Below are 26020 nucleotides of genomic sequence, written 5' to 3' on the forward strand. Positions count from 1 at the left end.
GAGACATATAAGGATAGTAGGATGATAACAGTTGGACTTTCACTTAAAGACAGGCCTTGTCTTGTAGTCGGCGGAGGACAAGTAGCGCTGCGTAGAATTGAAAAGTTAATAGACGAAGAGGCATCTATTATAGTAGTCAGTCCTGATGTATTACCTGACATTGTAACATACCATGAAGCAGGCGTATTACAATGGATAGAGAAGCCTTATAGGTCAGAATATATGGTAGGGCAACAGTTTGTCATTATTGCTACGGATATTCCTGCTGTGAATGCGCAAGTCATGGAAGATGCTCAAGAAGTACAAGCCTTCATAAATCGGGCTGATGTGAAAGATGATTCTACTTGGGTATTCGGCAGTGCTACGGAGATTGGTGATTTGGAGATTTCTATATTTACCAATCAAGTGAGCCCACGAGTGAGTCGCTTGCTTAGACAGGATATAGAAACCAGGTACGGCATATTAGCCGAGTGGCTACCTCAGATTCGTCTATGGAGACAAGAATTACAGCATATATTAAATACGCCAAAAGAACGAGAGAAGTTCTGGCGTACAAATTTAGGAGAATCGGAGTTTATACAAATATTAGAGGGTCAAGGAGACTCAGTGAAGGAGAATATTGTACATGCAATTAGTCGTATTAGGTCTGAATCATAGAAGTGCACCTGTAGATGTACGAGAGAAATTTTCTTTTTCCAAAGAAGCTCTCGATCATGCTATGGATCACATCTATGCTCATGAAGAAGTAGAGGAATGCGTCCTTTTATCGACGTGTAACCGCACAGAACTCTATGTCGTCCTAAATGACATGGAGAATGTAAAAGAATATATGATACGTTTACTACTGCATCTGAAAGGTGAAGAAACGGTAGACGTAGATGAGAAATGGTTTTTTCTATATGAAGGGAAGGCATGTATTTCTCATTTATTTAGAGTAGCATCTAGTTTAGATTCTCTTGTGTTAGGAGAAGGTCAAATTTTGAGCCAATTAAAAATGGCCTATATTTCTTCCTATAGTAAGGGATTAACAGCATCTGTATTTAATATTATTTTCCAAAAAGCCATTGCTGTAGGGAAACGTGTGCGTACGATGACGGGGATTGCGAATACGCCAGTATCTGTTAGTTATACAGCAGTCAATTTAGCGGAAGATAGTTTAGATATTCCTATCAGTGAGGCAAAGGTTCTCATTTTGGGAGCTGGTCAAATGAGTGAGCTCACAGCTCGTCATTTACAAGCTAAAGGGGTAAAGAGTATTTTCGTGTCCAATCGGACGTTCAAAACAGCAGAAGAATTGGCAAAGCAATTCAATGGTAAAGCCGTTGATTTTGACAATTTTGTAGAAGAAGCCAAAGTAGCAGATATTATTATTACATCTACTGGTGCACCTCATTATGTGATTGAATGGGAAGAAGCGGAAGAAATCATGGATGGCCGTGGTGGTAAACCAATTGTCATGATCGATATTGCTGTTCCCCGTGATATCAACCCAGATGTAACAGAAATTCCAGGAGTGTATTTGTTTAACATTGATGCCTTGGAAAGTGTAGTAGAAGCGAATAAACACCAACGAGAAGAAGAAGCTCAAAAAGCAGAGCCTATCTTAGAAGAAGCCTTACAAGAAATTGAAGAAAAATTACAATATCTATCGGTTCGTCCTATTATGGTCTTGCTTAGTGAAAAAGCAGAAGCCATTCGTAAACGTGAAGTACATCGAGCGATGGCAAAATTACCTAATGCCACAGAGCTAGAACGTAAGATTATTAGCAATATGTCCCGCATGTTGGTACGTAAATTATTGCGTGATCCAATGATTCATTTTGGTGAAGTAGCGGGTAAAGAAGAAGAGCGAGATTATTGGAAGTTATTCCAAGATATGTTTGCTTTGGAAGTGGAGGACGACACACTATGAGAAACATAATTCGTATAGGCACCCGTAGTAGTGCCCTTGCTTTATGGCAAGCCAACTATGTAGCAGATACATTGCGTAAACATTACCCACAGTGCAAGGTGGAGTTAGTCCATCACAGTACGAAAGGTGATCGTATTTTAGAAAAACCATTGGCTGAAATCGGTGGTAAAGGTTTATTTACAGAAGAGCTAGAAGCATCTATGCGTGATGGTAGCATCGATTTGGCTGTACACAGCTTGAAAGATATGCCTACAGAATTGCCAGAAGATTTGGTACTAGGTGCTATTACAGAGCGTGAAACACCATGTGATGCTTTGGTATCACCAAAATATAAAACACTAGATCAACTACCACAAGGTGCTAAGGTAGGGACTAGTAGTTTACGCCGTCAAGCACAATTGTTGAATCAACGACCTGATTTGCAGGTTTCTGTACTTCGTGGGAATGTCCAAACGCGATTAAACAAATTAGAAACAGAAAACTTTGATGCCATTGTATTAGCAGAGGCAGGGTTAAAACGATTGGGGCTGGAATCTGTTGTTACACAGACTTTCACTAGCGATGAAATGATTCCTGCTGTAGGTCAAGGGGCATTGGGCATTGAATGTCGCAAGGATGATACAGAAATGCTAGATATGTTATCTGTATTGCACGATGAAAATACTATGTGGGCTACTCGTGGAGAACGTAGTTTCCTTCGTCAACTCGAAGGTGGTTGCCAAGTACCGATGGGTGTACATGGGACGATTTATAAAGGACAATTAACGTTGAAAGCTATCATTGCTTCTTTAGATGGAAAAAATTGTTTTGAAGGTGAATTGTCAGGACCAAAAGAAAAAGCAGATATGTTAGGTCGTAACTTGGCGAAAGCTCTCTATGAAGAAGGGGGCAAAGCCATCATTGACGATTTAGTAGAAAGAGGAGTATTGAAATGACAGGCATTGTATATTTAATTGGTGCCGGACCGGGTGATCATAAATTAATCACTCTAAAAGGTAAGGAATGTATTGAAAAAGCAGATGTTATTGTTTATGACTATTTAGCAGATGCTCATTTCTTGTCCTATGCGAAAGAAGGAGCAGAGATCATTTATGCAGGTAAAAAAAGCAACAATCATACGATGCATCAATGGGAAATCAACGAACTTCTCGTAAAATGTGGCTTAGAAGGTAAAGTGGTGGCTCGTCTTAAAGGGGGCGACCCGCTAGTCTTTGGTCGTGGTGGTGAAGAAGCGTTGGCTTTGGTGGAAGCGGGCGTGCCATTTGAATTTGTACCAGGTATTACATCTGGTATTTCTGCGCCAGCCTATGCTGGGATTCCTGTGACACAACGGGCGATGGCCACATCCTTTGCCATCGTCACTGGTCACGAAGATCCAACAAAACCAGAGTCTGGTATGAACTGGGATGGCTTAGCCAAATCTGTGGATACGATCTCCTTTGTGATGGGTATCTCGAATTTGCCGAGCATTGCCACAAACTTAATCAAATATGGTCGTCCTAAGGAAACTCCAGTGGCAGTCATCCGTTGGGGAACAAAACCAATCCAAGAAACGTTGGTCTCTACATTGGAGCATGTCGTAGAAGATGTAGAAAAAGCGCAATTGAAAGCACCAGCTATTGTTATCGTTGGGGAAGTAGTATCTTTGCGGGAGCAATTACGTTGGTTTGATAATAAACCATTATTTGGTAAAACTATCGTGGTCACACGAGCTCGTAGTAAAGCTAGCGCCTTATCTGAACGATTACTAGAATTGGGGGCCCATGTCATCGAAGCATCTGCTATCAAAACACAGGCATTACCTCGTACAGAGGAGATGGACGTGGCTTATGATAGCTTATCTTCCTACGATGGATTAATTTTTACATCTGCCGAAGGGGTGCGGTTCTTCTTTGATGGTTTATTAGACCGTGGCTTAGATAGTCGTGCGTTAGGTTCTATGAAAGTATGTGCTATCGGCAGTGCTACCGCAAAATCTTTATTAGATCGAGGCATTCGTGCGGACATCGTGCCACCGAATTACCAAGCGGAATCTGTGGTGGAAACCATTACAGTAGAACAGAGTCGTGTATGGCCAGAACGAGCGCTAGGCGATTTGCGCTTTGTGCTAGTACAACCAAAAGTGGCACGCGACGTGATTTATAAAGGACTTTCACAGGCAGGATGTGATGTGACGGTATTGCGTTTGTATGAAACGGTACAAGATACGTCCCATAAAGAATATTTAGAAGAAGCCTTGCGAGCAGGTGAAGTAGATTACATTACGTTCACAAGTTCTTCTACGGTGACGAATACAAAAGATATGCTTGGCTCCGATGCAGTGAATTTATTAGGAAACACGAAGGTTGTTTGCATTGGACCGATTACAGGTGCTACCTGTGTAGAAGAAGGGATTCAACCAGATTTAATTGGTGAAACTTTTACAATCCCTGCGATGGTGGATCTAATCTTGAACGATTGCAAATAGAAAGAGGCATAATATGGAATTACGAAATCGACCAAGACGATTGCGCATCAGCCCAGCTATGCGTGCGTTGGTTCGTGAAACAACATTACAAGTAGAAGACTTAATTTATCCTATATTTATTGTTCCGGGAACAGCGGTGAAAGAAGAAATTTCTTCCTTACCAGGACAATATCATGTGTCCGTGGACGAGGCTGTAAAATTGGCGAAAGAAGCCTATGACTTAGGTATTAAGGGAGTCGAAATTTTCGGCATTCCTACTTACAAAGATGAAGATGGTTCTTCTGCGTGGGATATGGAACAACCGGTACAGCAAGCAATTATGGCGATCCGTAAAGAAGTGCCAGAGTTGATCGTGATTTCCGACGTATGCCTTTGCCAATACACATCTACAGGTCATTGCGGTCATGTGGAACATCATGAAGTCATTAATGATGCTACGTTGCCATTATTGTGTAATGTAGCAGTGAGCCATGCGAAAGCGGGTGCTCACATGGTGGCACCATCTGACATGATGGATGGACGTATTGCTGCGATTCGTGAAGCCTTAGATGCAGCGGGATTTAGCCATGTATCCATCATGAGTTATGCGGCGAAATATGCATCCGCCTATTATGGACCATTCCGTGATGCGGTCCATTCTGCACCGGGATTTGGGGACCGTAAAGGATATCAAATGGATGAGGCCAATCGTTTAGAAGCGTTGCGTGAAGTGGAACAAGATATCATCGAAGGGGCGGATATCATTATGATTAAGCCAGCTCTATCCTATTTGGATATTGTACGCGAAGTACGGGATAACTTCGATTGTCCTTTAGCCGTTTACAATGTCAGCGGTGAATATGCCATGATTAAAACAGCAGCGGCAGCGGGGTTGGTAGATGAAAAACGCATTACTTTGGAAACCTTGCTATCCATGAAACGAGCAGGAGCAAAGATGATTATTACCTATCATGCCCTGGATGTGGCACGTTGGCTACAGGAAAAATAGTGTGAAAATATAGGAGCCATTATGTTTAGTTTAGAAAAATCAAAACAAGCCTTCGCAGAGGCTCGTACATATATGCCAGGTGGTGTGAACAGTCCTGTTCGCTCCTACCGCAGTGTAGGGGGCAATCCTCCTTTCATCAGTTCTGCTAGCGGATCTCGCATTTACGATATCGATGGCAATGAGTATATCGATTACGTGTTGTCCTGGGGTCCTATGATTCTAGGTCATGCGAATCCTGAAATCGTGGCGTCTATTTTGGAAGCCATCCCTCGTGGTACTAGTTATGGAGCACCAACACTGCTTGAAACAGAAGTGGCGAAAAAAATTCAAGCTTTCTATCCATCTATGGAAATGGTACGCATGGTGAACTCTGGTACAGAATCTACTATGAGTGCCTTGCGTTTGGCTCGTGGCTATACAGGTCGTGACAAAATTGTGAAATTTATCGGCTGTTACCATGGTCATAGTGATAGCTTGTTAGTGAAAGCTGGTTCTGGCTTAGCTACCTTTGGCGTGCCTGATAGTCCCGGCGTGCCAACTGGTGTGGCAAGGGATACGATTACATTGCCGTACAATGATTCTGATGCAGTTCGCCAATTGTTCGAGGCTCATGGTGAAAGTATTGCAGCCATCATCGTGGAACCAGTAGCAGGTAATATGGGCTGTGTACCTCCTGTGGAAGGATTCTTGGAGACTTTGCGTGAAGTAACGACAGAGCACGGTGCAGTCCTCATCTTTGATGAAGTGATGTGCGGATTCCGCTCCAGTTCTGGAGGGGCACAAAAATATTACAATGTCATTCCAGATTTGACATGCTTAGGTAAAATCGTAGGCGGTGGCTTACCAATGGCGGTATTCGGTGGCAAGAAAGAAATTATGTCTTCCATTGCTCCATCCGGTCCTGTGTACCAAGCAGGCACCTTGAGTGGTAATCCAGTAGCCATGGCGGCAGGTCTTGCTACCTTGTCTATGTTGCAAAAACATCCGAATGCATTCCGTCAAGTAGAGGAATCTACAGAAGCCTTATGCCAAGGATTAGAAGCGGCGGCGAAAGAAGTAGGTGTACCTGTAGTAGTACAACGAGTAGGATCTATGTTTACTCTCTTCTTCACAGATAAAGCAGTGCATAACTTCGATGACGCCAGCGCTTGTGATATGGAAGCGTTTAAAACATTCTTCCATTACAACTTGGAACGTGGCATCTATTATGCAGCCAGCCAATATGAAAGCAACTTCTTATCTACGTGCCATAGCGATCAAGATTTGGCATACACATTACAAATTGCAAAAGAAGCGTTTCAAGCTATTAAAGAGTAATATGAGTATTAACCTTTCTTATGAAGAGTAATGAAAACCGATAAAAATTAATAGTATGTCATATCATACATGTATGAATAGAAATGCCATACACATCGAAGATAATCTATGTTACACTAGATTATATAGAGTGTATGGCATTCTAGTTTATATATAGGAGGTGTAATGATGAGTGTTTTAATCTCTCCGAAAGAATTACAAGAAGAATTAGATAGAGTGGTAGTCCTTGATGCACGTGGCTTTGATGCCTATGCAGCAGCCCACATTCCAGGATCCTTTGCCATCGATATGGATGCACACATGAGTGGTCCTTTAGGCGTACACGGTGGTCGTCATCCCTTGCCAGACATGGCTGTCTTAGCAAATCGTTTGAGTGAATGCGGTGTGACCATGGATTCTCACATAGTGGTGTACGATACGTGGATTTCCTTTGCCGGTCGGTTGCGGTTCTTGCTACTATACATGGGTTTCACCAATGTGAAAGTCCTAGCCGGTGGTATTGAGCGCTGGCATCGGGAAGGGTATTCGTTGACCCAAGAGGAGACACCAACAGTGGCAGATTCAAAACCGTTGGCCTATACATTACAAGACCATTTAGTGATGAGCCGTGATGAAGTGTTACAAGCTAGCCAAACTGGCAGTCATGTCATCATCGATGCGCGGGCACCACAACGGTATGATGGATCGGTAGTGGATACGATGGATGGCATGACGGGACATGTACCAGGAGCGATTAATCATTTCTATGAATGGGGATTTACAGCTGATGGTGTACGTCCCATTGTAGAATTACAAACAGCTTATGGTGACTTAACTAAGGTGGAGAAACCTATCGTTGCCTATTGTGGCTCTGGAGTGACAGCGGCGAACTTGATGATTGCGTTAGCAGAAGTAGGTGTAGAACCTGCTATGTACGTAGGCAGTTCTAGCGATTGGGTGACTTATGAAGGGTTCCCGTTGGAAACAGGGGTTAATACATTATAGGTTTACACTGTCAGTATAGTAGATAGTGATTCAAAATGTTTTCAATATAATACGATAAAAAACAGAGGCCTTGATGATAGGACCTCTGTTTTTATATTCTATGTATTTTGTCATATGTGCATCATCATAAAGCATATGTAATGCATAGTATATAGGATGGAAAATTATATTGTAGTTTATAAGAATGATGCTAATGACTGGCTGTTGAAGTGCGCCCTAATGTTACTTTCAAGAAGACCCCTGTTAATGCAATAATCATACCTGTCACGATAAACATGGTACTAAAGCCCCATTGCGATACGATGGCTGAACCACCTACAGCGCCCATAAAGTAGCCGAAGAATAGAGTGGATTGGTTGTAAGCAAAAATTTGTCCAGCTAAATGTTTTGGTGTAATACTCGCAATATAGGTGTTGATTCCTGGCAATAGTCCGCCTAATCCAAAGCCTAGTAAAAATCGAATGATACATAAGACGATAATAGAATCTGTAAAGGCTTGTGGAATTGTTAGGCATCCTACATAAATAAAGCTTGTCCAAAGAATGAATTGAGGGCCTAGTTTATCGATGTAGCGACCGAGTACAGAGCTAGCTAACATTTGAGCAATTCCTGTAGAGGTGAAAGCTAAACCAGCTAGTAATGCGATGTGTTCGTGGCCACGGCCTACAATATGTTGCACGAATACAGAAAGGATAGGAGCTGATGCCATGGTAGTGAAGGCAAAAATGAAAGAAGCGATAGATACGAAGATAAGACCTTTCCAATTGGAGATAGATTGTTGTAAGTCTTTGAAAGAAGGAGCTGGGCCCTTTACTTTAGGAGTAAAGTCTTCTTTTATGAATAATAAGGAAGATAAAAAAGCTATGCCTAGTAAAGCGGATACCACAAAAAAAGCATACCGAATACCAAAGGTACTTCCCATATAACCACCAATCATAGGTCCTAATAAAGAGCCTCCCAAGTTGGCAGCGGATAATAGACCTAAGGACCAACCAGTTCTGGACTCTGGAGTTTGGGTGGCTACTAACGTAATGGATCCAGAAAAAAATCCAGATACCATACCATTTAGAATGCGGATCATCACAACATGTTCAGGGCTTTGTGCGAACCCAAGAAGTGCATTGGTGACCATCATTCCAAAACTAGCTCGTAGTAAAATTAATTTTCTTCCTTTTCTATCAGCTAGTTTTCCCCAAAAAGGTGAGACGAGGGCCACCATAAGATAGGTGACACCCATGGCGATACCAGACCAATTGGCAAGAGATCCTTGATCGTGGACTCCTAGGTCCTGTAAATATAAGGGAATGAGGGGAGCTGCTTGACTGAGCCCCACCGATGCCATGAAGGCCCCGAATAAACAAACGTATAAGGTGCGTTTCCAAAGTTCCATACTGACTCCTATGTACGTGTAGGCGACCCTACTATAAATTTCCAACTATGTATGTATCTATGGTAGCATATCAGTGAGATTTATTATACCCCTAATCTAGGTATACCTCTAATAGTTTCTTGTAGGATTCCGAGTAGATTTTTATACATATGGTTCTAGCATTTATGATGTATGAGGAAGTACGATCGTTTGACTATATAATAGCGTCACAGTCAGGGGATATACGTTTCTAACATGGATAGAATGTGATTGGGTCTATTGCAACTACTCTGCAGATAGTATATAATTGTATCTGTATTTGACAACGATATATGTTAATACGTTGATAAAGACGGTCATGCAAGGTAGCTCCGAGCGAGTGAGGGATGGTGAAAGCCTCATGGGTGAATGCATGGCGGATCACTTTTGAGTATATGTTGGGGAGCCCGTACTGGGGGTACTCACATCGGTGGACACCGTTATATGTTTGAGCGATGATTCGTTGGGGGTATCTTTCACAAGAATCATCAGTAGGGTGGTACCACGGATTTGCATTCGTCCCTTCGGGGAGCGGGTGCTTTTTTTATTGAGAGGAGAAATAGAATGTCTAATGAAGTAGATTATGGTAAGACCTTGCACTTGCCTGAAACAGAATTTCCTATGCGCGGTAATTTGCCAAAGCGCGAACCAGAATTTATCAAGTTTTGGGAAGATAATAAAATTTATGAAAAACGCTTAGCGAAAAATAAAGGTAAAAAATCTTTTATCTTACATGATGGCCCTCCGTACGCAAATGGTAAATTGCACATCGGTCATGCCTTGAACAAAACATTAAAAGACATTGTGATGAAATATAAAACAATGCAAGGTCATTACACACCATACATTCCTGGTTGGGATACACATGGTCTTCCTATCGAGCATGCAGTTATCAAAAACACTGGATTGAATCGTCATGAAATGAGTCCATTGGATCTTCGCAATCAATGTCGTGAATACGCATTGAATTGTGTAGAAGAACAAAAGAAAGATTTCATCCGTTTCGGTGTGCTTGGTGAATGGGATCGTCCTTATTTAACATTGCGCCCTGAGTTCGAAGTGAAACAAATCGGCGTATTTGGTGAAATGGCGAAACGTGGCTACATCTACAAAGGTTTGAAAACTGTGTACTGGTGTACGCATTGTGAAACTGCTTTGGCGGAAGCGGAAATTGAATATGCTGAGAAAAAATCTTTCTCCATCTATGTTAAATTTGCTTACGTAAACGGTGCTGACAGCACATTGCCAGCAGGTTTTGACACTAGCAAATTGTTTTCCGTCATCTGGACAACAACTCCTTGGACAATGCCTGCCAACCAAGCTATCTCTGTGAACCCAGAATTAGATTACTCTTGGGTGAAAATCGGCGATGAGGCATGGTTATTAGCGAATGGTTTAATCGAAACAGCTACCAAAGAAATGGGCGTAGAATCCTATGAAGTGTTGAATACGTTCAAAGGTAGCGAATTAGAATTGGCGAACTTTAAACATCCATTTGCAGATCGTAATGCTCCTATCTTGTTGGGTTCTCACGTTACATTAGACGCTGGTACAGGTTGCGTACATACAGCTCCTGCTCATGGTGAAGATGACTTTAATGTAGTAAAAGCATACAAAGATGCGGGTAAAATCGACTTTGAAATTTTATCTTTAGTAGATGCTACTGGTCGTTATATTGCCAAAGTAGATGAACCTCGCTATGGTGATACAGAACAACCACTAGCGGGCGTTGAAATCCATGATGCAGAAGTGCCAGTGATCAAAATCTTGGCTCACAATGGTGCATTGGTGCAAAAAGGCAATATCCGCCACCAATATGCTCATTGCTGGCGTTGTAAAAACCCTGTTATCTATCGTGCTACAGAACAATGGTTCTCCTCTGTGGATGGCTACCGTCAAGAAGCTTTGAAAGCCATCGATGAACAAGTACAATGGATTCCTAAATGGGGCCATGACCGTATTTATAATATGATCGCAGACCGTGGGGACTGGGTTATCTCTCGTCAACGTGCGTGGGGTGTGCCAATTCCTATCTACTATTGTGATCATTGTGGAGAGCACATCATCAATGATGATACTATCTCTTCCTTACAAGAATGGTTTGCCAAAGAAGGCTCTAATGCTTGGTGGGCTCATGAAGCGAAAGAATTATTGCCAGCAGGATTCACATGTCCATCTTGTGGACATGATTCTTTCCACAAAGAAACAGATATCATGGACGTATGGTTCGACAGCGGTAGCTCTTGGTCTGGCGTATTGGAACAAAATGAAATGGATGTGCCTTGCGCTATGTACTTAGAAGGTTCTGACCAACATCGCGGTTGGTTTAACTCTTCTTTGTTAACAGGTATCGCTACACGTGGTCATGCACCATACAACGCCGTATTGACTCACGGTTTCGTAGTGGACGGGGAAGGCCGTAAAATGTCTAAATCTGTAGGCAATACAGTGGCTCCTTCTGATATCATCGATGTACACGGTGCTGACGTAATGCGTTTGTGGGTATCCTCTGCAGATTACCAAGCAGACGTGCGTTTGTCCAAAGACATCGTAAAACAATTGGCAGAAGTATATCGTAAAATCCGTAACACATTCCGTTTCTTGTTGGGTAACTTAGATAACTTTAACCCTAACACTGATAAAGTAGCTTATAAAGAGTTAACAGAATTGGATCGTTGGGCGTTGCATCGTTTAGAAGAAGTTCGTCAAAAAGTAACAAATGCTTACGAAAACTATGAATTCCACATCTTGTATCACACAATTCATAACTTCTGTACTGTAGATTTATCTTCCTTCTACTTAGACGTGTTGAAAGATACAATGTATGCAGAGAAAGAAAACAACGTGGCTCGTCGTAGTGCGCAAACTGCTATCTATGAAATCTTGACAACACTAGTTAAAATGGTGTCCCCAGTTCTTTCTTTCACAGCTGAAGAAGTATGGCAATACATGCCAAAAGAAGATGGTATGGAAGAAAGCGTAATGTTGGCAGATTGGCCACAAGGTCATGCAGAGCATGTGGACGGGGAATTGTCTGCACGTTGGGCAACGATGTTAGACCTTCGTAGTGAAATGACAAGAGCTTTAGAAGGCGCTCGCCGTGATAAAGCCATCGGTCACTCCTTGGATGCATCCATCACTGTCTATGCAGATGGCGATGCGTACCAAGCATTGACTGGATTCGGTGATTCCCTAGCTAGCTTGTTGATCGTGTCTGAAGCACATGTAGTAGAAGGCCGTGACAATGCACCAGCCAACGCAGTAACAGTAGAAGACGGAGCCTTATCCATCGTGGTAACTCCATCTGCCTTAGAAAAATGTGAACGCTGTTGGATTCACCGCGACACAGTTGGTCAAGATACAGATCATCCAACATTATGTGCTCGTTGTGCTGACGTAGTAAAGAGATAATGATAATAGCATAAGTAGTCAAAGGTTTAAGTACTATCAATTTAGGTGAGGCAAGGGAGTGTATCATTTCCTTGCCTACTTTCTAACAAAGGAGATACCCTATGAACGTATTGATTGTGATAGATATGCAACATGATTTTATTGATGGAACATTAGGTTCGCCGCAGGCGCAGGCTATTGTACCGGCGGTACGTGAAAAAATCCGCAATTTTACTGGTCCTATGGTGTTCACTCGTGATACACACGATAGTAGTTACCTTGAAAGCCAAGAGGGTAAACATTTGCCAGTGGAACATTGTGCCCGTGGCACTAAAGGTTGGGAGATTGCTGATGATCTATTGGAAGTGGCTCGTGAACGAGGTCAACGGGTGGATGTACTAGATAAACCTAACTTTGGGTCCTTAGATTTGTTGGCTCATCTTAAAGGAATGCACGAAGAGGAACCTATCGAATCTTTAACCTTGATTGGTTTATGTACGGATATTTGCGTGGTTTCCAATGCTTTGATTCTAAAAGCAGGATTGCCAGAAATTCCACTTCATGTGGATCCGAAATGTTGTGCAGGGGTGACACAAGAATCCCATGAAGCGGCACTATTGACTATGAAGATGTGTCAGTGTATTGTGGAAGAGTGACATGTGGGGAGCCTCGTAGTATACTAAGGCTAGGAGGCTTGCTTATGTACTTTTATATTAATGATACCTGCGTTTGTTGTGCAGGGTGTGCTATGGATTGCCCTGCAGAGGCTATTACACGCAAAGGTGATCGCTATGTCATCCATCAGGACATGTGCATTCACTGTGGTGACTGTTATGCCATATGCCCAGTAGGTGCCGTGCAGATGGTAAAGGAAAAGGACTTGGATACGAACGAATAAAATGTTTGTGTACCAAGTCTTTTTTAGTTGTTAATGGTATGGAGTATTACATGGTATTCGTACTATGGAGAACTTTTAGTATAATAGCTATTGACAAATAGATATAAGAAGATTATAATATTTAATTGCAAAAAAGTAACTATAACATTGAATTGATGAAGGAATATATCCAAGGTTGTGCTGAAATGAGGAAAGCAAGGTTCACAAGAAAAAATTACGAGCCTTGCTTATTTTGTCATTGGTCAGCAGGAAAACTGAGACCTGGAATCGTCTGCAGTCATACCGTTATAGAATATGTAAGCCAATTTTTATGAGGGGTGAAAAGAACATGTTCAAACCTGAGCAAGTGGGTAAGCGTACTCGATATACCTACGCTAAGATCAACGAAGTTCTCGAAATGCCACATTTGTTAGACGTGCAACGCAAGTCCTATGAGTGGTTTTTAGAGAGCGGTTTACAAGATATTTTTAACGATATTTCTCCGATTAAAGACAATTCAGGAAAGTTAGCTCTTTCCTTTGAAGGTTTCAGCCTTGGAGAACCAAAATATGACATTAACGAATGCAAAAATCGTGATGCTACGTATGCAGCACCATTGCGCGTCAATGTTCGTCTCGTTAACAATGATCCAGAAAATCCAGATATTAAAGAACAAGAAGTATTCATGGGCGACTTCCCATTGATGACAGATACAGGAACTTTCATCATCAATGGTGCGGAACGTGTTATCGTATCCCAATTAGTTCGTTCCCCAGGTGTGTACTACGGTGGCAGTATCGATACCATGGGTAACCGTTTGTATGATTCCACAGTAATTCCGAACCGTGGTGCTTGGATCGAGTTAGAAAAAGATGCGAACGACATTGTGTCCGTACGTATCGACCGTAACCGTAAATTACCAGCTACAGTATTAGTACGTGCATTAGGTTGGGAAACTAACGAATCCATCTTGGAATTATTCTGGAATGGACAAGTGGACGAAAATGGTCATCCTGAATACGATGAACGTTTACTTCGTACATTAGAAAAAGACAGCACACAATCCTCTGATGAAGCATTAGTAGAAATCTACAAAAAACTTCGTCCAGGCGAACCACCAACTGTGGAAAGTGCTCGTAACTTATTCGATAACTTATTCTTTGATCCTCGTCGCTATGATTTAGCTCGTGTAGGTCGTTATAAATTAAATAAAAAATTAGGCTGGCGTCAACGCATGTTCGGTCAAACTTTGGCAGAACCAATCGTAGACGAAAATGGCGAAATCATCGTAGAAGCGAATACCTATGTGAACGAAGAAGTTCTTGACGTAGTGGCTAATAGCGGTGTGTACAGTGGTGATGTAGTACCTGAGTTCTTCGTAGTGAATACAGATGGCACTGTAGTAAAAGTGATTTGTAACAATAGCAATTTGCCATTTAGTCATCGTACTGTGACTCGTGAAGATATGATTGCTAACGTAAGTTACATGATGAACTTGATCGAAAACATTGGTCAAACTGATGATATTGACCATTTGGGTAACCGTCGTCTTCGTTGCGTAGGCGAATTGTTACAAAACCAATTCCGTATCGGTTTAACTCGTATGGAACGTGTGGTGAAAGAACGTATGACAATCCAAGACGTATCTGTTATTACACCACAAGCATTATTGAATATCCGTCCAGTTGTGGCAGCAATCAAAGAATTCTTTGGTTCTTCTCAGTTGTCTCAGTTCATGGACCAAACTAACCCATTGGGCGAATTAACACATAAACGTCGTCTATCCGCGTTAGGACCTGGTGGTTTATCTCGTGAGCGTGCAGGCTTCGAAGTTCGTGACGTGCATCATTCCCATTATGGTCGTATGTGTCCAATCGAAACTCCAGAGGGTCCAAACATCGGTTTGATTAACTCCTTGTCTAACTATGCGAAAGTGAATGAATTTGGTTTCATCGAAGCACCATACCGTAAAATTGAAAAAGTATATGGTACAGGCGAAGATGCTAACAAAGTATTGAAAGTTCGTGTTACAGACCAAGTTGTATATATGACAGCAGATGAAGAAGAAGGCATGACAATTGCCCAAGCGAACTCTCGTATTGATGAAGAAGGTTACTTCGTATCTGAGAACATTGCATGTCGTCGTGGTCATGATGTATTAGAAGTATCTCCAGATAAAGTAGACTACATGGACGTAAGCCCAAAAGAAGTAGTATCTATCGGTACTGCTATGATTCCATTCTTAGAGAATGACGATGCGAACCGTGCCTTGATGGGTGCGAACATGCAGCGTCAAGCGGTGCCTCTACTTCGTGCACAAGCACCTTTAGTAGGTACAGGTATGGAATACAAAGCGGCAACAGACTCCGGCGTTTGCGTATTAGCAAAAGAAGCTGGTATTGTTACACGTTGTTGGGGTAATGAAGTTCATGTACAACGTGATAATGGTCGTGTAGACGTATATAAAATGAACAAATTCATGCGTTCTAACCAATCTACATGCTTTAACCAAAAACCAATCGTATACCGTGGTCAATCCGTGGTGAAAGGTCAAGTATTGGCAGATGGTCCAGCTACAGATGGGGGCGAATTAGCATTAGGCTTCAATGTATTGGTAGCGTTCATGCCTTGGGAAGGTTATAACTACGAGGATGCGATCTTATTAAGTGAAGAACTTTGTAAAGAAGATATCTACACATCCATCCATATCGAAGAGTACGAATGTGATGCTCGTGATACGAAATTAGGTGCCGAAGAAATCACTCGTGAATTGCCAAATACTGGTGATGATAACCTTAAAAACTTGGATGAAAATGGTATTATCTGCATCGGTGCAGAAGTTAAACCTGGTGATATCTTAGTTGGTAAAGTAACTCCTAAAGGGGAAACTGAATTAACTCCAGAAGAACGCTTATTACGCGCTATTTTTGGCGACAAAGAACGTGAAGTTCGCGATACTTCCTTGCGTGTACCACATGGTGAAGCAGGTAAGATTGTGGACGTTAAAATCTTCACGCGTGAAAACGGTGATGAATTACAACCAGGTGTTAATAAAGTAGTTCGTGTATATATTGCGCAAAAACGTAAAATCCACGAAGGCGATAAAATGGCGGGTCGTCATGGTAACAAAGGTGTCGTTTCTCGCGTTATGCGTCAAGAAGATATGCCATTCTTACCAGATGGTACACCAGTACAAATCGTATTGAACCCATTAGGCGTACCGTCTCGTATGAACATCGGACAGGTATTGGAAACGCATTTAGGTTGGGCAGTACAAGGATTAGGTATGCAAATTAAGGCAACTGATCTAAAAATCAAAGAAGTACTGAAAGAAGCTAAATTAAACGGTACATATTGGGATGAAATTGATGGCATCAAAGATATCTATGCAGAAATTGAAAGTTTAGAACAAGCCATTGCAGATCCTATGATTGCTAACTACCTTGAAACAGATAAACAAATTGATAGTCAAAAAGTAGTAGCCTTAGATAAAATTTTACATCGAGCTCAAGAAAAATTTGAAGATCTTGGTGGAGAAAAACGCTATAACTTCTTATTGGCTGAAGAAAAACGTATCTATGAATTAGGCATTGAAACATTTGATGATGTAGAAGCCGAACGTCCAGAAATGGAGCCAGCCTTAGAAGAGGAATTGCGTGCAATTCGTCGTGTAGTATATGTGATTGAAACGATTCAGCAAGTTCGTGAAAAACGTAGTCATTTACGTACTGAATTGGAAAAATTTGGTTATGACTATGATATGTATGGTATGCCAAAACCTGACGTGGCTGGTATTCATATTGCGACACCAGTATTTGATGGTGCTCATGAAAGTGATGTGTTCGATACACTTAGCATAGCTGGTCGTGATGATGATGGTAAAACTGTATTATACGATGGCCGTACAGGCGAGAAAATGGATAACAAAGTTACCGTTGGTTACGTATACATGTTAAAACTTCACCATCTAGTAGATGATAAAATCCATGCTCGTTCTACTGGTCCGTACTCTCTTGTTACACAACAACCATTGGGTGGTAAAGCTCAATTCGGTGGACAACGTTTCGGTGAGATGGAAGTGTGGGCTCTTGAAGCGTATGGCGCAGCGTATACACTACAAGAGTTGTTAACTGTGAAATCTGACGATGTTGTGGGCCGTGTAAAAGCTTACGAAAAAATCGTAAAAGGTGAAAATATTCCTGAACCTGGTGTACCTGAATCTTTCAAAGTATTGTTGAAAGAATTGCAAAGTATTGGCCTTGACGTAAAAATCTTGAATGAAGATCAAGAAGAAGTTCTTATCAAGGAATTAGATGATGAGGATGTACCACGTCATGATGATATTCGTGAAGTGATGGAAGAAGGTACTACAGAAGCGACTACAGAAGGAGAAGCTTCCACAGTAGAAGGAACACCTGACGGATACATTGTAGAAGAAGAGCCTGTAACAGCAGGTGAAGAAGATGATATTATCAGCCAAATCAGTGGCTATGTAGAATCTTCTGATAATGAGTAAGTACCACTATCTCGTAAAGGAGGGAGCATACAGTGCTAGACGTAAATGAATTTGATTCCATGCGAATCGGTTTAGCTTCACCACAACAAATTTTGGAGTGGTCTCATGGAGAAGTTAAAAAACCTGAAACAATTAACTACCGCACCTTAAAACCAGAGCGAGATGGTTTATTCTGTGAGCGCATTTTCGGACCAACAAAGGACTGGGAATGTCATTGTGGAAAATATAAACGCATCCGTTATAAAGGTGTTGTCTGTGATAAATGTGGTGTAGAAGTTACTCGTGCTAAAGTGCGTCGTGAACGTATGGGCCATATTGAATTGGCTACACCAGTGTCTCATATTTGGTATTTCAAGGGTATCCCATCTCGCATGGGATTGATCCTTGACATATCCCCTCGTTCCTTGGAACGTGTATTATACTTTGCTGCGTATATCGTAGTGGATCCAGGTCAATCTCCATTGTCTAAACAACAATTGTTATTTGAAACTGAATTCCGTGAATACGAAGCCATGTTCAATGATGCTGACTATAAAATCGGTGGTAAAAGTGTCATCATTGAAACCATTGCACAACGTCGTGAACGTTTGCAATTAATCAATTCTGCAAAACACAAAGAAGAAGTGAATGCAGAGCTTGCGGCGAATACAGAAATTCCAGAAGAAGAAAAAGAATACGAAGTATTAACTCGTGAAGAAAAATTAGAGCTTGGTGCCTTAGAAGAGAATACATTCGTGTGTATCGATATGGGTGCAGAAGCGATTAAAGAATTACTTTGCGAATTAGACTTAGAAGCATTGAATGATGAGTTGCGCAGTGAATTAGAAACTGCTACAGGTCAACGTAAAGTTCGTGCCGTTCGCCGTTTAGAAGTAGTAGAAGCATTCCGTCAATCTGGCAATCGCCCAGAATGGATGATTATGGATGTAGTGCCAGTTATCCCACCTGAATTGCGCCCAATGGTGCAATTAGATGGTGGTCGTTTCGCTACCTCTGACTTGAATGATTTGTATCGTCGTGTTATCAATCGTAATAACCGTTTAAATCGTTTACTGGATTTAGGCGCTCCTGATATTATCGTGCGCAACGAAAAACGTATGCTACAAGAAGCTGTGGATGCGTTGATTGACAATGGTCGTCGTGGCCGTCCTGTGACTGGTCCTGGCAACCGTCCATTGAAATCCTTATCCGATATGTTAAAAGGTAAGCAAGGTCGCTTCCGTCAAAACTTGTTGGGTAAACGTGTTGACTATTCCGGCCGTTCCGTTATCGTAGTTGGTCCAGAATTGAAAATGCATCAATGTGGTCTTCCAAAAGAGATGGCATTGGAATTATTCAAGCCATTCGTTATGAAACGATTGGTAGAACGTGGACAAGCTAGCAATATTAAAGCCGCAAAACGTCAAGTAGAGCGTATCGGTGCTGGTGTTTGGGAAGCTTTAGAAGAAGTTATTAAAGAACATCCAGTATTACTAAACCGTGCCCCTACATTGCATAGATTAGGCATCCAAGCCTTCGAACCAATCCTTTGGGAAGGCCGTGCTATCAAATTGCATCCATTAGTATGTACAGCCTTCAACGCCGACTTTGACGGTGACCAAATGGCGTGTCACTTACCATTGTCCGTAGAAGCGCAATCAGAAGCACGTACCTTGATGCTTTCATCCCATAACATCTTATCTACTAAAGATGGTAAACCAGTAGCAGTTCCATCTCAGGATATGATCTTGGGTACTTACTACCTAACAGTAGTTCGTAAAGGTACAGAAGATAAGGCAAAACGCTTTGCAAATTACGATGAAGTGATGTTGGCATATGACTCTGGTGCCATCGGCTTACAAGACGTTATCTACATTCGTATCGAAGGATATGGTCTAGTTAAAACAACAGCAGGTCGTTTGATATTCAACGAAGCTTTATATCCAGAAATCCGTCAATTTGTGAAAGAAGAAGACGGCACATGGTCCTTGGGTAAAGTCATGGATAAGAAAATGGTTGGTAAATTAGTCGACCAATGTTTCCAAGCGTTCGGCAACGAAAAAACTGCAGAACTATTGGACCGTATTAAATCCTTGGGTTACTCCTTCGCTCGCCGTGCTGGTATGACAATTGCTATTGCGGATATTAAAGTACCAGAAGTAAAAGCTGGTATCGTAGAAGAAGCAGATACAGAAGTTAATAAAGTATCCCGTCTATATCGTCGTGGTTTAATTACAGAAGAAGAACGTTACCGTAAAACGATCGAACTTTGGAATGAAGCTATCGACAATGTAACAGAAGCCATGATGGATAATATGGCGGCTGACCAAGATGGTTTCAACCCAGTATATATGATGGCGATTTCCGGAGCCCGTGGTAACAAACAACAGATTCGTCAGTTGGCAGGTATGCGTGGTTTGATGGCGGACCCATCTGGTCGTATCATCGACTTGCCTATTAAAGCAAACTTTAAAGAAGGTTTGACTGTATTGGATTACTTTACGTCCTCTCATGGTGCCCGTAAAGGTTTGGCCGATACAGCCCTTCGTACAGCTGACTCTGGTTACTTAACACGTCGTCTTGTTGACGTATCTCAAGACGTAATCGTTCGTGAGGAAGATTGCGATGTGGTAGGTATCGACTTAGCTCGTGAAAGAGCTCGCTTAGCGCGTAATACAAAAGATGCGTTAACATACTTAAAAGATGATTTAATCGGTCGTGTGTTAGATCGCGATGTAGTAGACCCTATGACTGGGGAAGTGATTGCTGACGCTGAAAGCATCGTAACAGAAGCAACTATTGAAGTATTAGCAGAATCTCAAGTGAAATCTATCGCATTACGTGGCGCACAATTGGGTAGCGACAGCGACATCAACCATACTAATATTGTTCAAACCATTGCGTTAGGTGAAGTGGACGATACCATTCGTACGACATTACGCAATACAATGATTGAAAATATGTTGGGTAAAGATACTGTGTATCCTGTTATTGATAGTGAAGGTGTAGAAATCTTCCCTGCCCATACAGCATTAACAGAAGAAGCTATCGAAGCTATCTTGAACTCTGATGTAAAAGAAGTTCAAGTACGCAACAATGAAATTCATGGCATTGAAGTAGAAGCTATCGTGGAAGGTACTGGCGTTATCGAACCATTGAAAGATCGTATCGTGGGCCGTACAGCAGCAGAAGAATTAATCAATAAAGAAACTGGTGAAGTCATCGTTCCATTGAATGGTGAAATTACTGATGAATTAGCTGATGAAGTAGTAAAACATTACGACACAGTGAAAATCCGTTCTGTATTGACTTGTCGTTCTCCATATGGCGTATGTATGAAATGCTATGGCCGTGACTTAGGTACTGGTGGACAAGTACAAGTTGGTGAAGCAGTAGGTATTATTGCGGCACAATCCATCGGTGAACCAGGTACACAGTTAACAATGCGTACATTCCATACAGGCGGTGTTGCCGGTGATGATATCACACAAGGTTTACCTCGTGTCGAAGAATTGTTTGAAGCACGTCGTCCAAAACGTAATGCTATCATTGCAGAAGTAGAAGGTACTGTACGTGTCGTTCCTAACGATAATAAAAAAGGTACCAATACCATCTTTATTACTACAGCTGAGGGTGAAGAGTTTGATTACTTAATCCCTTATGGATCTCGCATCATTGTGAAAGATGGTGACGTAGTATCTTTAGGCGCACGTTTAACAGAAGGTTCCATTAACCCTCATGACATTATGCGTGTAATGGGTACAGAAGCAACGCAACGTTACCTAGTATATGAAGTACAAAAAGTATACAAATCTCAAGGTGTAGAAATTAACGATAAACACATCGAGGTTATCGTTCGTCAAATGTTACATAAAGTGAAAATTGAAGATGCTGGCGATGCAGATGTATTACCAGGAGATTCTATCGATGTAAATACATTTGAAGATGAAAACCGTCGTTTACGCTTAAATGGTAAAAAAGAAGCTACTGGTGTTCGTACACTATTGGGTATTACCAAAGCAGCCTTGGCAACCGACAGCTTCTTGTCAGCAGCTTCCTTCCAAGAAACAACACGTGTTCTTACAGAAGCAGCGATCAAAGGTAAAATTGATCCATTACTTGGCTTAAAAGAAAATGTTATCATTGGTAAATTAATACCAGCTGGTACAGGCATGAGCCGCTATCGTAAAATTAAGGTAGTAAAACATACGCCTGAATTAGAAGATCTAGTAGTGGATACAGAAGTAGTCAGTGCAGATGTAGCAAGTGAAACTACAGATGTAGAGACAGCAGAATAATATAAGACAATCAGACGAGCATAGATAGCTAGTTAACATTGTTGGAAGGAATAGCGGATAACAACCTGCAGGAAGTTATCCGCTTATTTCTTTATGTCATATAAAAACAAATAATTTTGTTATATCAATTTTGCATAGATAAAATACAAAAAAGAAAATACAATGCATATACATACAAATAAAGCACGATAGCTGTATAAAACCAACTCAAAATATACAGAAAAACACATTTTTGAACCGCACGGAAGCATGTACATATAAAATGCTTTATTCTAGCGATTTGTAAGGGATAAAATCGTTTGACAGGGCATATAAACAATGGTAAACTAGTAAAGTGCTTAAGGAGCAGTGCGCCCTAAAGCAAGTAACGAATAAGAAGGAGACGCATATGACAATCGATATGCTTTCAAATGCAAATCTCATAATAGGAGCGAAACAAACCCGCAAAGCCGTGGGGCGCGATGAAGTAGAGTGTGTATTTGTAGGTCTTGATAGCGATGACCGAATTATCTTGCCGATTCTGGAAATTTGTTTAGAGCACAATGTGCCTGTAGATCGAAATCATACGATGGAAGAACTTGGGCAAGCTGCTCATATTAAAGTAGGAGCTGCCGCAATCGGCGTGCTTCGCTAGTTTTGGTAATATCCGAACGATATATTATCGAGCGGATCAATTATAAATCTAATTGTTTGGAAAGGAGGTGCCCACATGCCAACTATTAACCAGTTAGTACGTAAAGGCCGTAAAACTTTAGTGCGTAAATCTGACTCTCCAGCTTTGAAAGAGTGTCCACAAAAACGTGGTGTTTGTACTCGTGTATACACAGCTACGCCTAAAAAACCGAACTCCGCGCTTCGTAAAGTTGCCCGTGTTCGTTTGACAAACGGTATTGAAGTAACTGCATACATCCCAGGCATTGGTCACAATTTACAAGAACACAGCGTTGTACTTATCAGAGGCGGTCGTGTTAAGGACCTTCCTGGTGTGCGTTATCACATCGTTCGTGGTGCATTGGATACAGCTGGCGTACAAAATCGTATGCAAAGCCGCTCCAAATATGGCGCGAAACGTGCTAAAAAATAATTTAGCATAAGATTAGAGAACACACATCGTTAAAGGAGGAATTGACATGCCAAGAAAAGGCCCTGTTGTGAAACGCGATGTACTACCAGATCCGGTGTACAATAGCAAATTAGTAACACGTTTCATTAACAAAGTAATGTACGATGGCAAAAAAGGCATTGCTGAATCCATCGTATATGATGCATTTGAAATTATTCGTTCCAAAATGGGTCAAGACCCTATGGAAGTTTTTGATCAGGCTTTAAAAAATGTAATGCCTGTATTAGAAGTACGTGCTCGCCGTATCGGTGGTGCTAACTACCAAGTGCCGGTTGAAGTTCGTGCTGATCGCCGTTTATCTCTAGGTATTCGCTGGATGGTAAACTATGCTCGTCTTCGTGGTGAACGCACTATGAAAGAACGTTTAGCAGGCGAATTAATGGACGCGTTCAATAATACTGGCGCAGCTATTAAGAAAAAAGAAGATACTCATAAAATGGCAGAGGCTAATAAAGCATTTGCTCATTACAAATGGTAATTAGTTAAGGAGAAATATAGTGGCAAGAGAAGTTTCTTTAGAGAAAACTCGTAATATCGGTATCATGGCTCACATCGATGCTGGTAAAACAACCACAACGGAACGTATCCTTTACTATACTGGTCGAGTTCACAAAATCGGTGAAGTACATGAAGGTGCTGCTACGATGGACTGGATGGAGCAGGAGCAAGAACGTGGTATCACTATCACGTCCGCTGCGACTACTACTCAATGGAAAGGTCATCGCATCAACATTATCGATACTCCTGGTCACGTAGACTTTACAGTAGAAGTAGAACGTTCCCTTCGTGTATTAGACGGTTCCGTAGCTGTATTCAGTGCGAAAGGTGGCGTAGAGCCTCAATCTGAAACAGTATGGCGTCAAGCGGATAAATACGGCGTACCTCGTATCGCTTATGTAAATAAAATGGATACAGTAGGTGCTGACTTCTTCCGCGTAGTTGATATGATGAAAGCTCGTTTAGGTGCTAATAGCGTAGCTATCCAAGTGCCTATCGGCGCAGAAGACACTTTCAAAGGTATCATTGACTTGGTAACTATGAAAGCTGAAATCTACATCAGTGATGACGGAAAAGAATACGAAATCACTGAAATTCCAGAAGAATATGCTGATGTTGCAGCAGAGCGTCGTGAAATGTTAGTGGATGCAGTTGCTGAAACTGATGACGAATTGATGGAAAAATATTTGGAAGGTGAAGAAATTTCTGAAGAACAAATTAAAGCAGCTCTTCGTAAAGCTGTGTGTGAAAACACATTGTTCCCAGTTCTTTGCGGTTCTTCCTACAAAAACAAAGGTGTACAAATGTTGTTAGATGCTGTAGTTGACTACATGCCAGCTCCAACAGATGTACCAGCGATTAAAGGTATCGACCCTAACACTGGTGAAGAGACAACTCGTCCTTCCACTGATGACGGTCCTTTCGCTGCGTTAGCTTTCAAAATTATGGCTGACCCTTATGTTGGTAAATTAGCGTTCTTCCGTGTGTACTCCGGTACATTAGAGTCTGGTTCTTATGTATTCAACTCTACAAAAGGTAAAAAAGAACGTATCGGCCGTATCTTGCAAATGCATGCTAACAGCCGTCAAGAAATCGACCGCGTATACGCTGGTGACATCGCTGCAGCAGTAGGTCTTAAAGATACTACTACTGGCGATACACTTTGCGATGACAAAGCGCAAGTTATTCTTGAATCCATGGAATTCCCAGAACCAGTTATCTCTGTTGCTGTGGAACCAAAAACTAAAGCGGACCAAGAAAAAATGGGTATGGCATTAGCTCGTTTGGCTGAAGAAGATCCAACTTTCAAAGTTCGTACTGATGAAGAAACTGGTCAAACAATCATTTCCGGTATGGGTGAGCTTCACCTTGACATCATCGTTGACCGTATGAACCGTGAGTTCAAAGTTGACTGTAATGTAGGTAAACCTCAAGTAGCATACCGCGAAACAATTCGTAAAGCAGTTAAATCTGAAGGTAAATTCGTTCGCCAATCTGGTGGTAAAGGTCAATACGGCCATTGCTGGTTGGAAATCATTCCTCAAGAGCCAGGTGCTGGTTTCGAATTTGAAAATAAAGTTGTTGGTGGTTCTATTCCTCGTGAATACATTGGACCAGTTGAGAACGGTGTTAAAGAGGCTATGGAATCCGGTGTTATCGCTGGTTATCCAATGGTTGACATCAAAGTTATCGTATTTGACGGTTCTTACCATGATGTTGACTCCTCTGAAATGGCCTTCAAAATTGCAGGTTCCATGGGCTTCAAAGAGGGTGCTCGTAAAGCTGACCCAGCATTACTTGAACCATACATGGCTGTTGAAGTAGAAGTTCCTGAAGAATACATGGGCGACGTAATCGGTGATTTGAACTCCCGTCGTGGCCGTATGGATGGAATGGAAGCTCGCAACGGCTCCCAACATATCAAAGCATATGTTCCATTGAGCGAAATGTTCGGATATGCTACTGACCTTCGTTCCAAAACACAAGGTCGCGGTAACTACTCCATGACATTCGATCATTATGAAGAAGTGCCTAAGAAAATTGCTGAAGAAATTCAAGCTAAGAAAAATGGCTAATCAAAAGTGTATCTAGTGGGGCTATACGCCCCACAGGATTACTATATATAAAGTTTTAATTATCCGGGAGGACAATTCAAAATGGCAAAAGCAAAATTTGAACGTAATAAGCCACACGTTAACATTGGTACTATCGGTCACGTTGACCATGGTAAAACTACTTTAACAGCAGCAATCACTAAAGTTCT

At 41.6% G+C, this 26020-nt stretch carries 18 protein-coding genes; 17 read left to right on the plus strand and 1 reads right to left on the minus strand.

Annotation, left to right across the window (positions count from 1 at the left end; all coding sequences use genetic code 11):
• Window positions 1-21: 21 nt before the first annotated feature.
• The 7 genes from EO111_RS07495 to EO111_RS07525 all read left to right on the plus strand — a co-directional run bounded on the left by EO111_RS07495 (window position 22) and on the right by EO111_RS07525 (window position 7668).
• On the plus strand, window positions 22-657 hold the full coding sequence (locus EO111_RS07495; RefSeq protein ID WP_127011173.1) for a bifunctional precorrin-2 dehydrogenase/sirohydrochlorin ferrochelatase: 636 nt from the start codon (window positions 22-24) through the stop codon (window positions 655-657).
• Window positions 626-1912: a glutamyl-tRNA reductase gene (gene hemA / locus EO111_RS07500; RefSeq protein ID WP_127011174.1), complete on the plus strand. Its 1287-nt coding sequence runs from the start codon at window positions 626-628 to the stop codon at window positions 1910-1912. Before EO111_RS07495 ends, hemA begins: the two co-directional genes overlap by 32 nt.
• Entirely contained in the window at window positions 1909-2847 is a 939-nt protein-coding gene (gene hemC, locus EO111_RS07505) for a hydroxymethylbilane synthase (protein ID WP_127011175.1), read from the plus strand. Before hemA ends, hemC begins: the two co-directional genes overlap by 4 nt.
• Entirely contained in the window at window positions 2844-4379 is a 1536-nt protein-coding gene (gene cobA / locus EO111_RS07510) for a uroporphyrinogen-III C-methyltransferase (RefSeq protein WP_009353913.1), read from the plus strand. Before hemC ends, cobA begins: the two co-directional genes overlap by 4 nt.
• Before the next feature lie 13 nt (window positions 4380-4392).
• Window positions 4393-5367: a porphobilinogen synthase gene (gene hemB, locus EO111_RS07515; RefSeq protein ID WP_009353881.1), complete on the plus strand. Its 975-nt coding sequence runs from the start codon at window positions 4393-4395 to the stop codon at window positions 5365-5367.
• Between the two features lie 21 nt (window positions 5368-5388).
• Window positions 5389-6684: a glutamate-1-semialdehyde 2,1-aminomutase gene (hemL, locus tag EO111_RS07520; RefSeq protein WP_127011176.1), complete on the plus strand. Its 1296-nt coding sequence runs from the start codon at window positions 5389-5391 to the stop codon at window positions 6682-6684.
• 168 nt (window positions 6685-6852) lie between these two features.
• Window positions 6853-7668, plus strand: a complete 816-nt coding sequence (locus tag EO111_RS07525; protein WP_127011177.1) for a sulfurtransferase — start codon at window positions 6853-6855, stop codon at window positions 7666-7668.
• Window positions 7669-7858: 190 nt separating this feature from the next.
• Here EO111_RS07525 and EO111_RS07530 read toward each other — a convergent pair whose 3' ends face one another.
• Entirely contained in the window at window positions 7859-9058 is a 1200-nt protein-coding gene (locus tag EO111_RS07530) for an MFS transporter (RefSeq protein WP_127011178.1), read from the minus strand.
• A 582-nt stretch (window positions 9059-9640) separates the two neighbouring features.
• Here EO111_RS07530 and ileS point away from each other — a divergent pair.
• The 10 genes from ileS to EO111_RS07580 all read left to right on the plus strand — a co-directional run.
• Window positions 9641-12487 (plus strand): isoleucine--tRNA ligase, encoded by a 2847-nt coding sequence (ileS, locus tag EO111_RS07535; protein ID WP_127011179.1) that lies wholly within the window; start codon window positions 9641-9643, stop codon window positions 12485-12487.
• A 101-nt stretch (window positions 12488-12588) separates the two neighbouring features.
• On the plus strand, window positions 12589-13122 hold the full coding sequence (locus EO111_RS07540) for a cysteine hydrolase family protein (RefSeq protein WP_127011180.1): 534 nt from the start codon (window positions 12589-12591) through the stop codon (window positions 13120-13122).
• 44 nt (window positions 13123-13166) lie between these two features.
• Window positions 13167-13364: a DUF362 domain-containing protein gene (locus tag EO111_RS07545; RefSeq protein ID WP_062400936.1), complete on the plus strand. Its 198-nt coding sequence runs from the start codon at window positions 13167-13169 to the stop codon at window positions 13362-13364.
• 328 nt (window positions 13365-13692) lie between these two features.
• The gene (rpoB, locus tag EO111_RS07550; RefSeq protein WP_127011181.1) at window positions 13693-17859 is read left to right on the plus strand and encodes a DNA-directed RNA polymerase subunit beta; all 4167 of its coding nucleotides are present in this window, start codon (window positions 13693-13695) and stop codon (window positions 17857-17859) included.
• A gap of 32 nt (window positions 17860-17891) precedes the next feature.
• A complete protein-coding gene (gene rpoC, locus EO111_RS07555; RefSeq protein ID WP_127011182.1) occupies window positions 17892-22136 on the plus strand; it encodes a DNA-directed RNA polymerase subunit beta' in 4245 nt (1414 codons plus the stop codon).
• 388 nt (window positions 22137-22524) lie between these two features.
• Window positions 22525-22770 carry a ribosomal L7Ae/L30e/S12e/Gadd45 family protein gene (locus EO111_RS07560; RefSeq protein ID WP_009353939.1) on the plus strand — a complete coding sequence of 82 codons (246 nt, stop codon included), beginning with the start codon at window positions 22525-22527 and terminating at the stop codon, window positions 22768-22770.
• Window positions 22771-22845: 75 nt separating this feature from the next.
• Window positions 22846-23220, plus strand: coding sequence for a 30S ribosomal protein S12 (rpsL, locus tag EO111_RS07565; RefSeq protein WP_009353904.1), 375 nt, complete (start codon window positions 22846-22848; stop codon window positions 23218-23220).
• A 46-nt stretch (window positions 23221-23266) separates the two neighbouring features.
• On the plus strand, window positions 23267-23737 hold the full coding sequence (gene rpsG / locus EO111_RS07570; RefSeq protein ID WP_009353884.1) for a 30S ribosomal protein S7: 471 nt from the start codon (window positions 23267-23269) through the stop codon (window positions 23735-23737).
• A gap of 19 nt (window positions 23738-23756) precedes the next feature.
• Window positions 23757-25832, plus strand: coding sequence for an elongation factor G (gene fusA, locus EO111_RS07575; protein WP_009353908.1), 2076 nt, complete (start codon window positions 23757-23759; stop codon window positions 25830-25832).
• An 81-nt stretch (window positions 25833-25913) separates the two neighbouring features.
• Window positions 25914-26020: GTP-binding protein (locus tag EO111_RS07580; RefSeq protein WP_149306083.1), on the plus strand; the 107-nt coding region annotated here is incomplete at its 3' end.

This window comes from Veillonella sp. CHU594 (genome assembly GCF_003992265.1).
Lineage (GTDB): Bacteria > Bacillota > Negativicutes > Veillonellales > Veillonellaceae > F0422.

Bases quoted from the DNA above. Each gene is read 5' to 3' on its own strand.
- EO111_RS07545 (WP_062400936.1), top strand. From the start codon at position 13,167: ATGTACTTTTATATTAATGATACCTGCGTTTGTTGTGCAGGGTGTGCT.
- ileS (WP_127011179.1), top strand. From the start codon at position 9,641: ATGTCTAATGAAGTAGATTATGGTAAGACCTTGCACTTGCCTGAAACA.
- EO111_RS07540 (WP_127011180.1), top strand. From the start codon at position 12,589: ATGAACGTATTGATTGTGATAGATATGCAACATGATTTTATTGATGGA.
- EO111_RS07560 (WP_009353939.1), top strand. From the start codon at position 22,525: ATGACAATCGATATGCTTTCAAATGCAAATCTCATAATAGGAGCGAAA.
- rpsG (WP_009353884.1), top strand. From the start codon at position 23,267: ATGCCAAGAAAAGGCCCTGTTGTGAAACGCGATGTACTACCAGATCCG.
- EO111_RS07525 (WP_127011177.1), top strand. From the start codon at position 6,853: ATGAGTGTTTTAATCTCTCCGAAAGAATTACAAGAAGAATTAGATAGA.
- hemB (WP_009353881.1), top strand. From the start codon at position 4,393: ATGGAATTACGAAATCGACCAAGACGATTGCGCATCAGCCCAGCTATG.
- rpsL (WP_009353904.1), top strand. From the start codon at position 22,846: ATGCCAACTATTAACCAGTTAGTACGTAAAGGCCGTAAAACTTTAGTG.
- cobA (WP_009353913.1), top strand. From the start codon at position 2,844: ATGACAGGCATTGTATATTTAATTGGTGCCGGACCGGGTGATCATAAA.
- hemL (WP_127011176.1), top strand. From the start codon at position 5,389: ATGTTTAGTTTAGAAAAATCAAAACAAGCCTTCGCAGAGGCTCGTACA.
- EO111_RS07495 (WP_127011173.1), top strand. From the start codon at position 22: ATGATAACAGTTGGACTTTCACTTAAAGACAGGCCTTGTCTTGTAGTC.
- EO111_RS07530 (WP_127011178.1), bottom strand. From the start codon at position 9,058: ATGGAACTTTGGAAACGCACCTTATACGTTTGTTTATTCGGGGCCTTC.
- hemA (WP_127011174.1), top strand. From the start codon at position 626: ATGCAATTAGTCGTATTAGGTCTGAATCATAGAAGTGCACCTGTAGAT.
- rpoB (WP_127011181.1), top strand. From the start codon at position 13,693: ATGTTCAAACCTGAGCAAGTGGGTAAGCGTACTCGATATACCTACGCT.
- hemC (WP_127011175.1), top strand. From the start codon at position 1,909: ATGAGAAACATAATTCGTATAGGCACCCGTAGTAGTGCCCTTGCTTTA.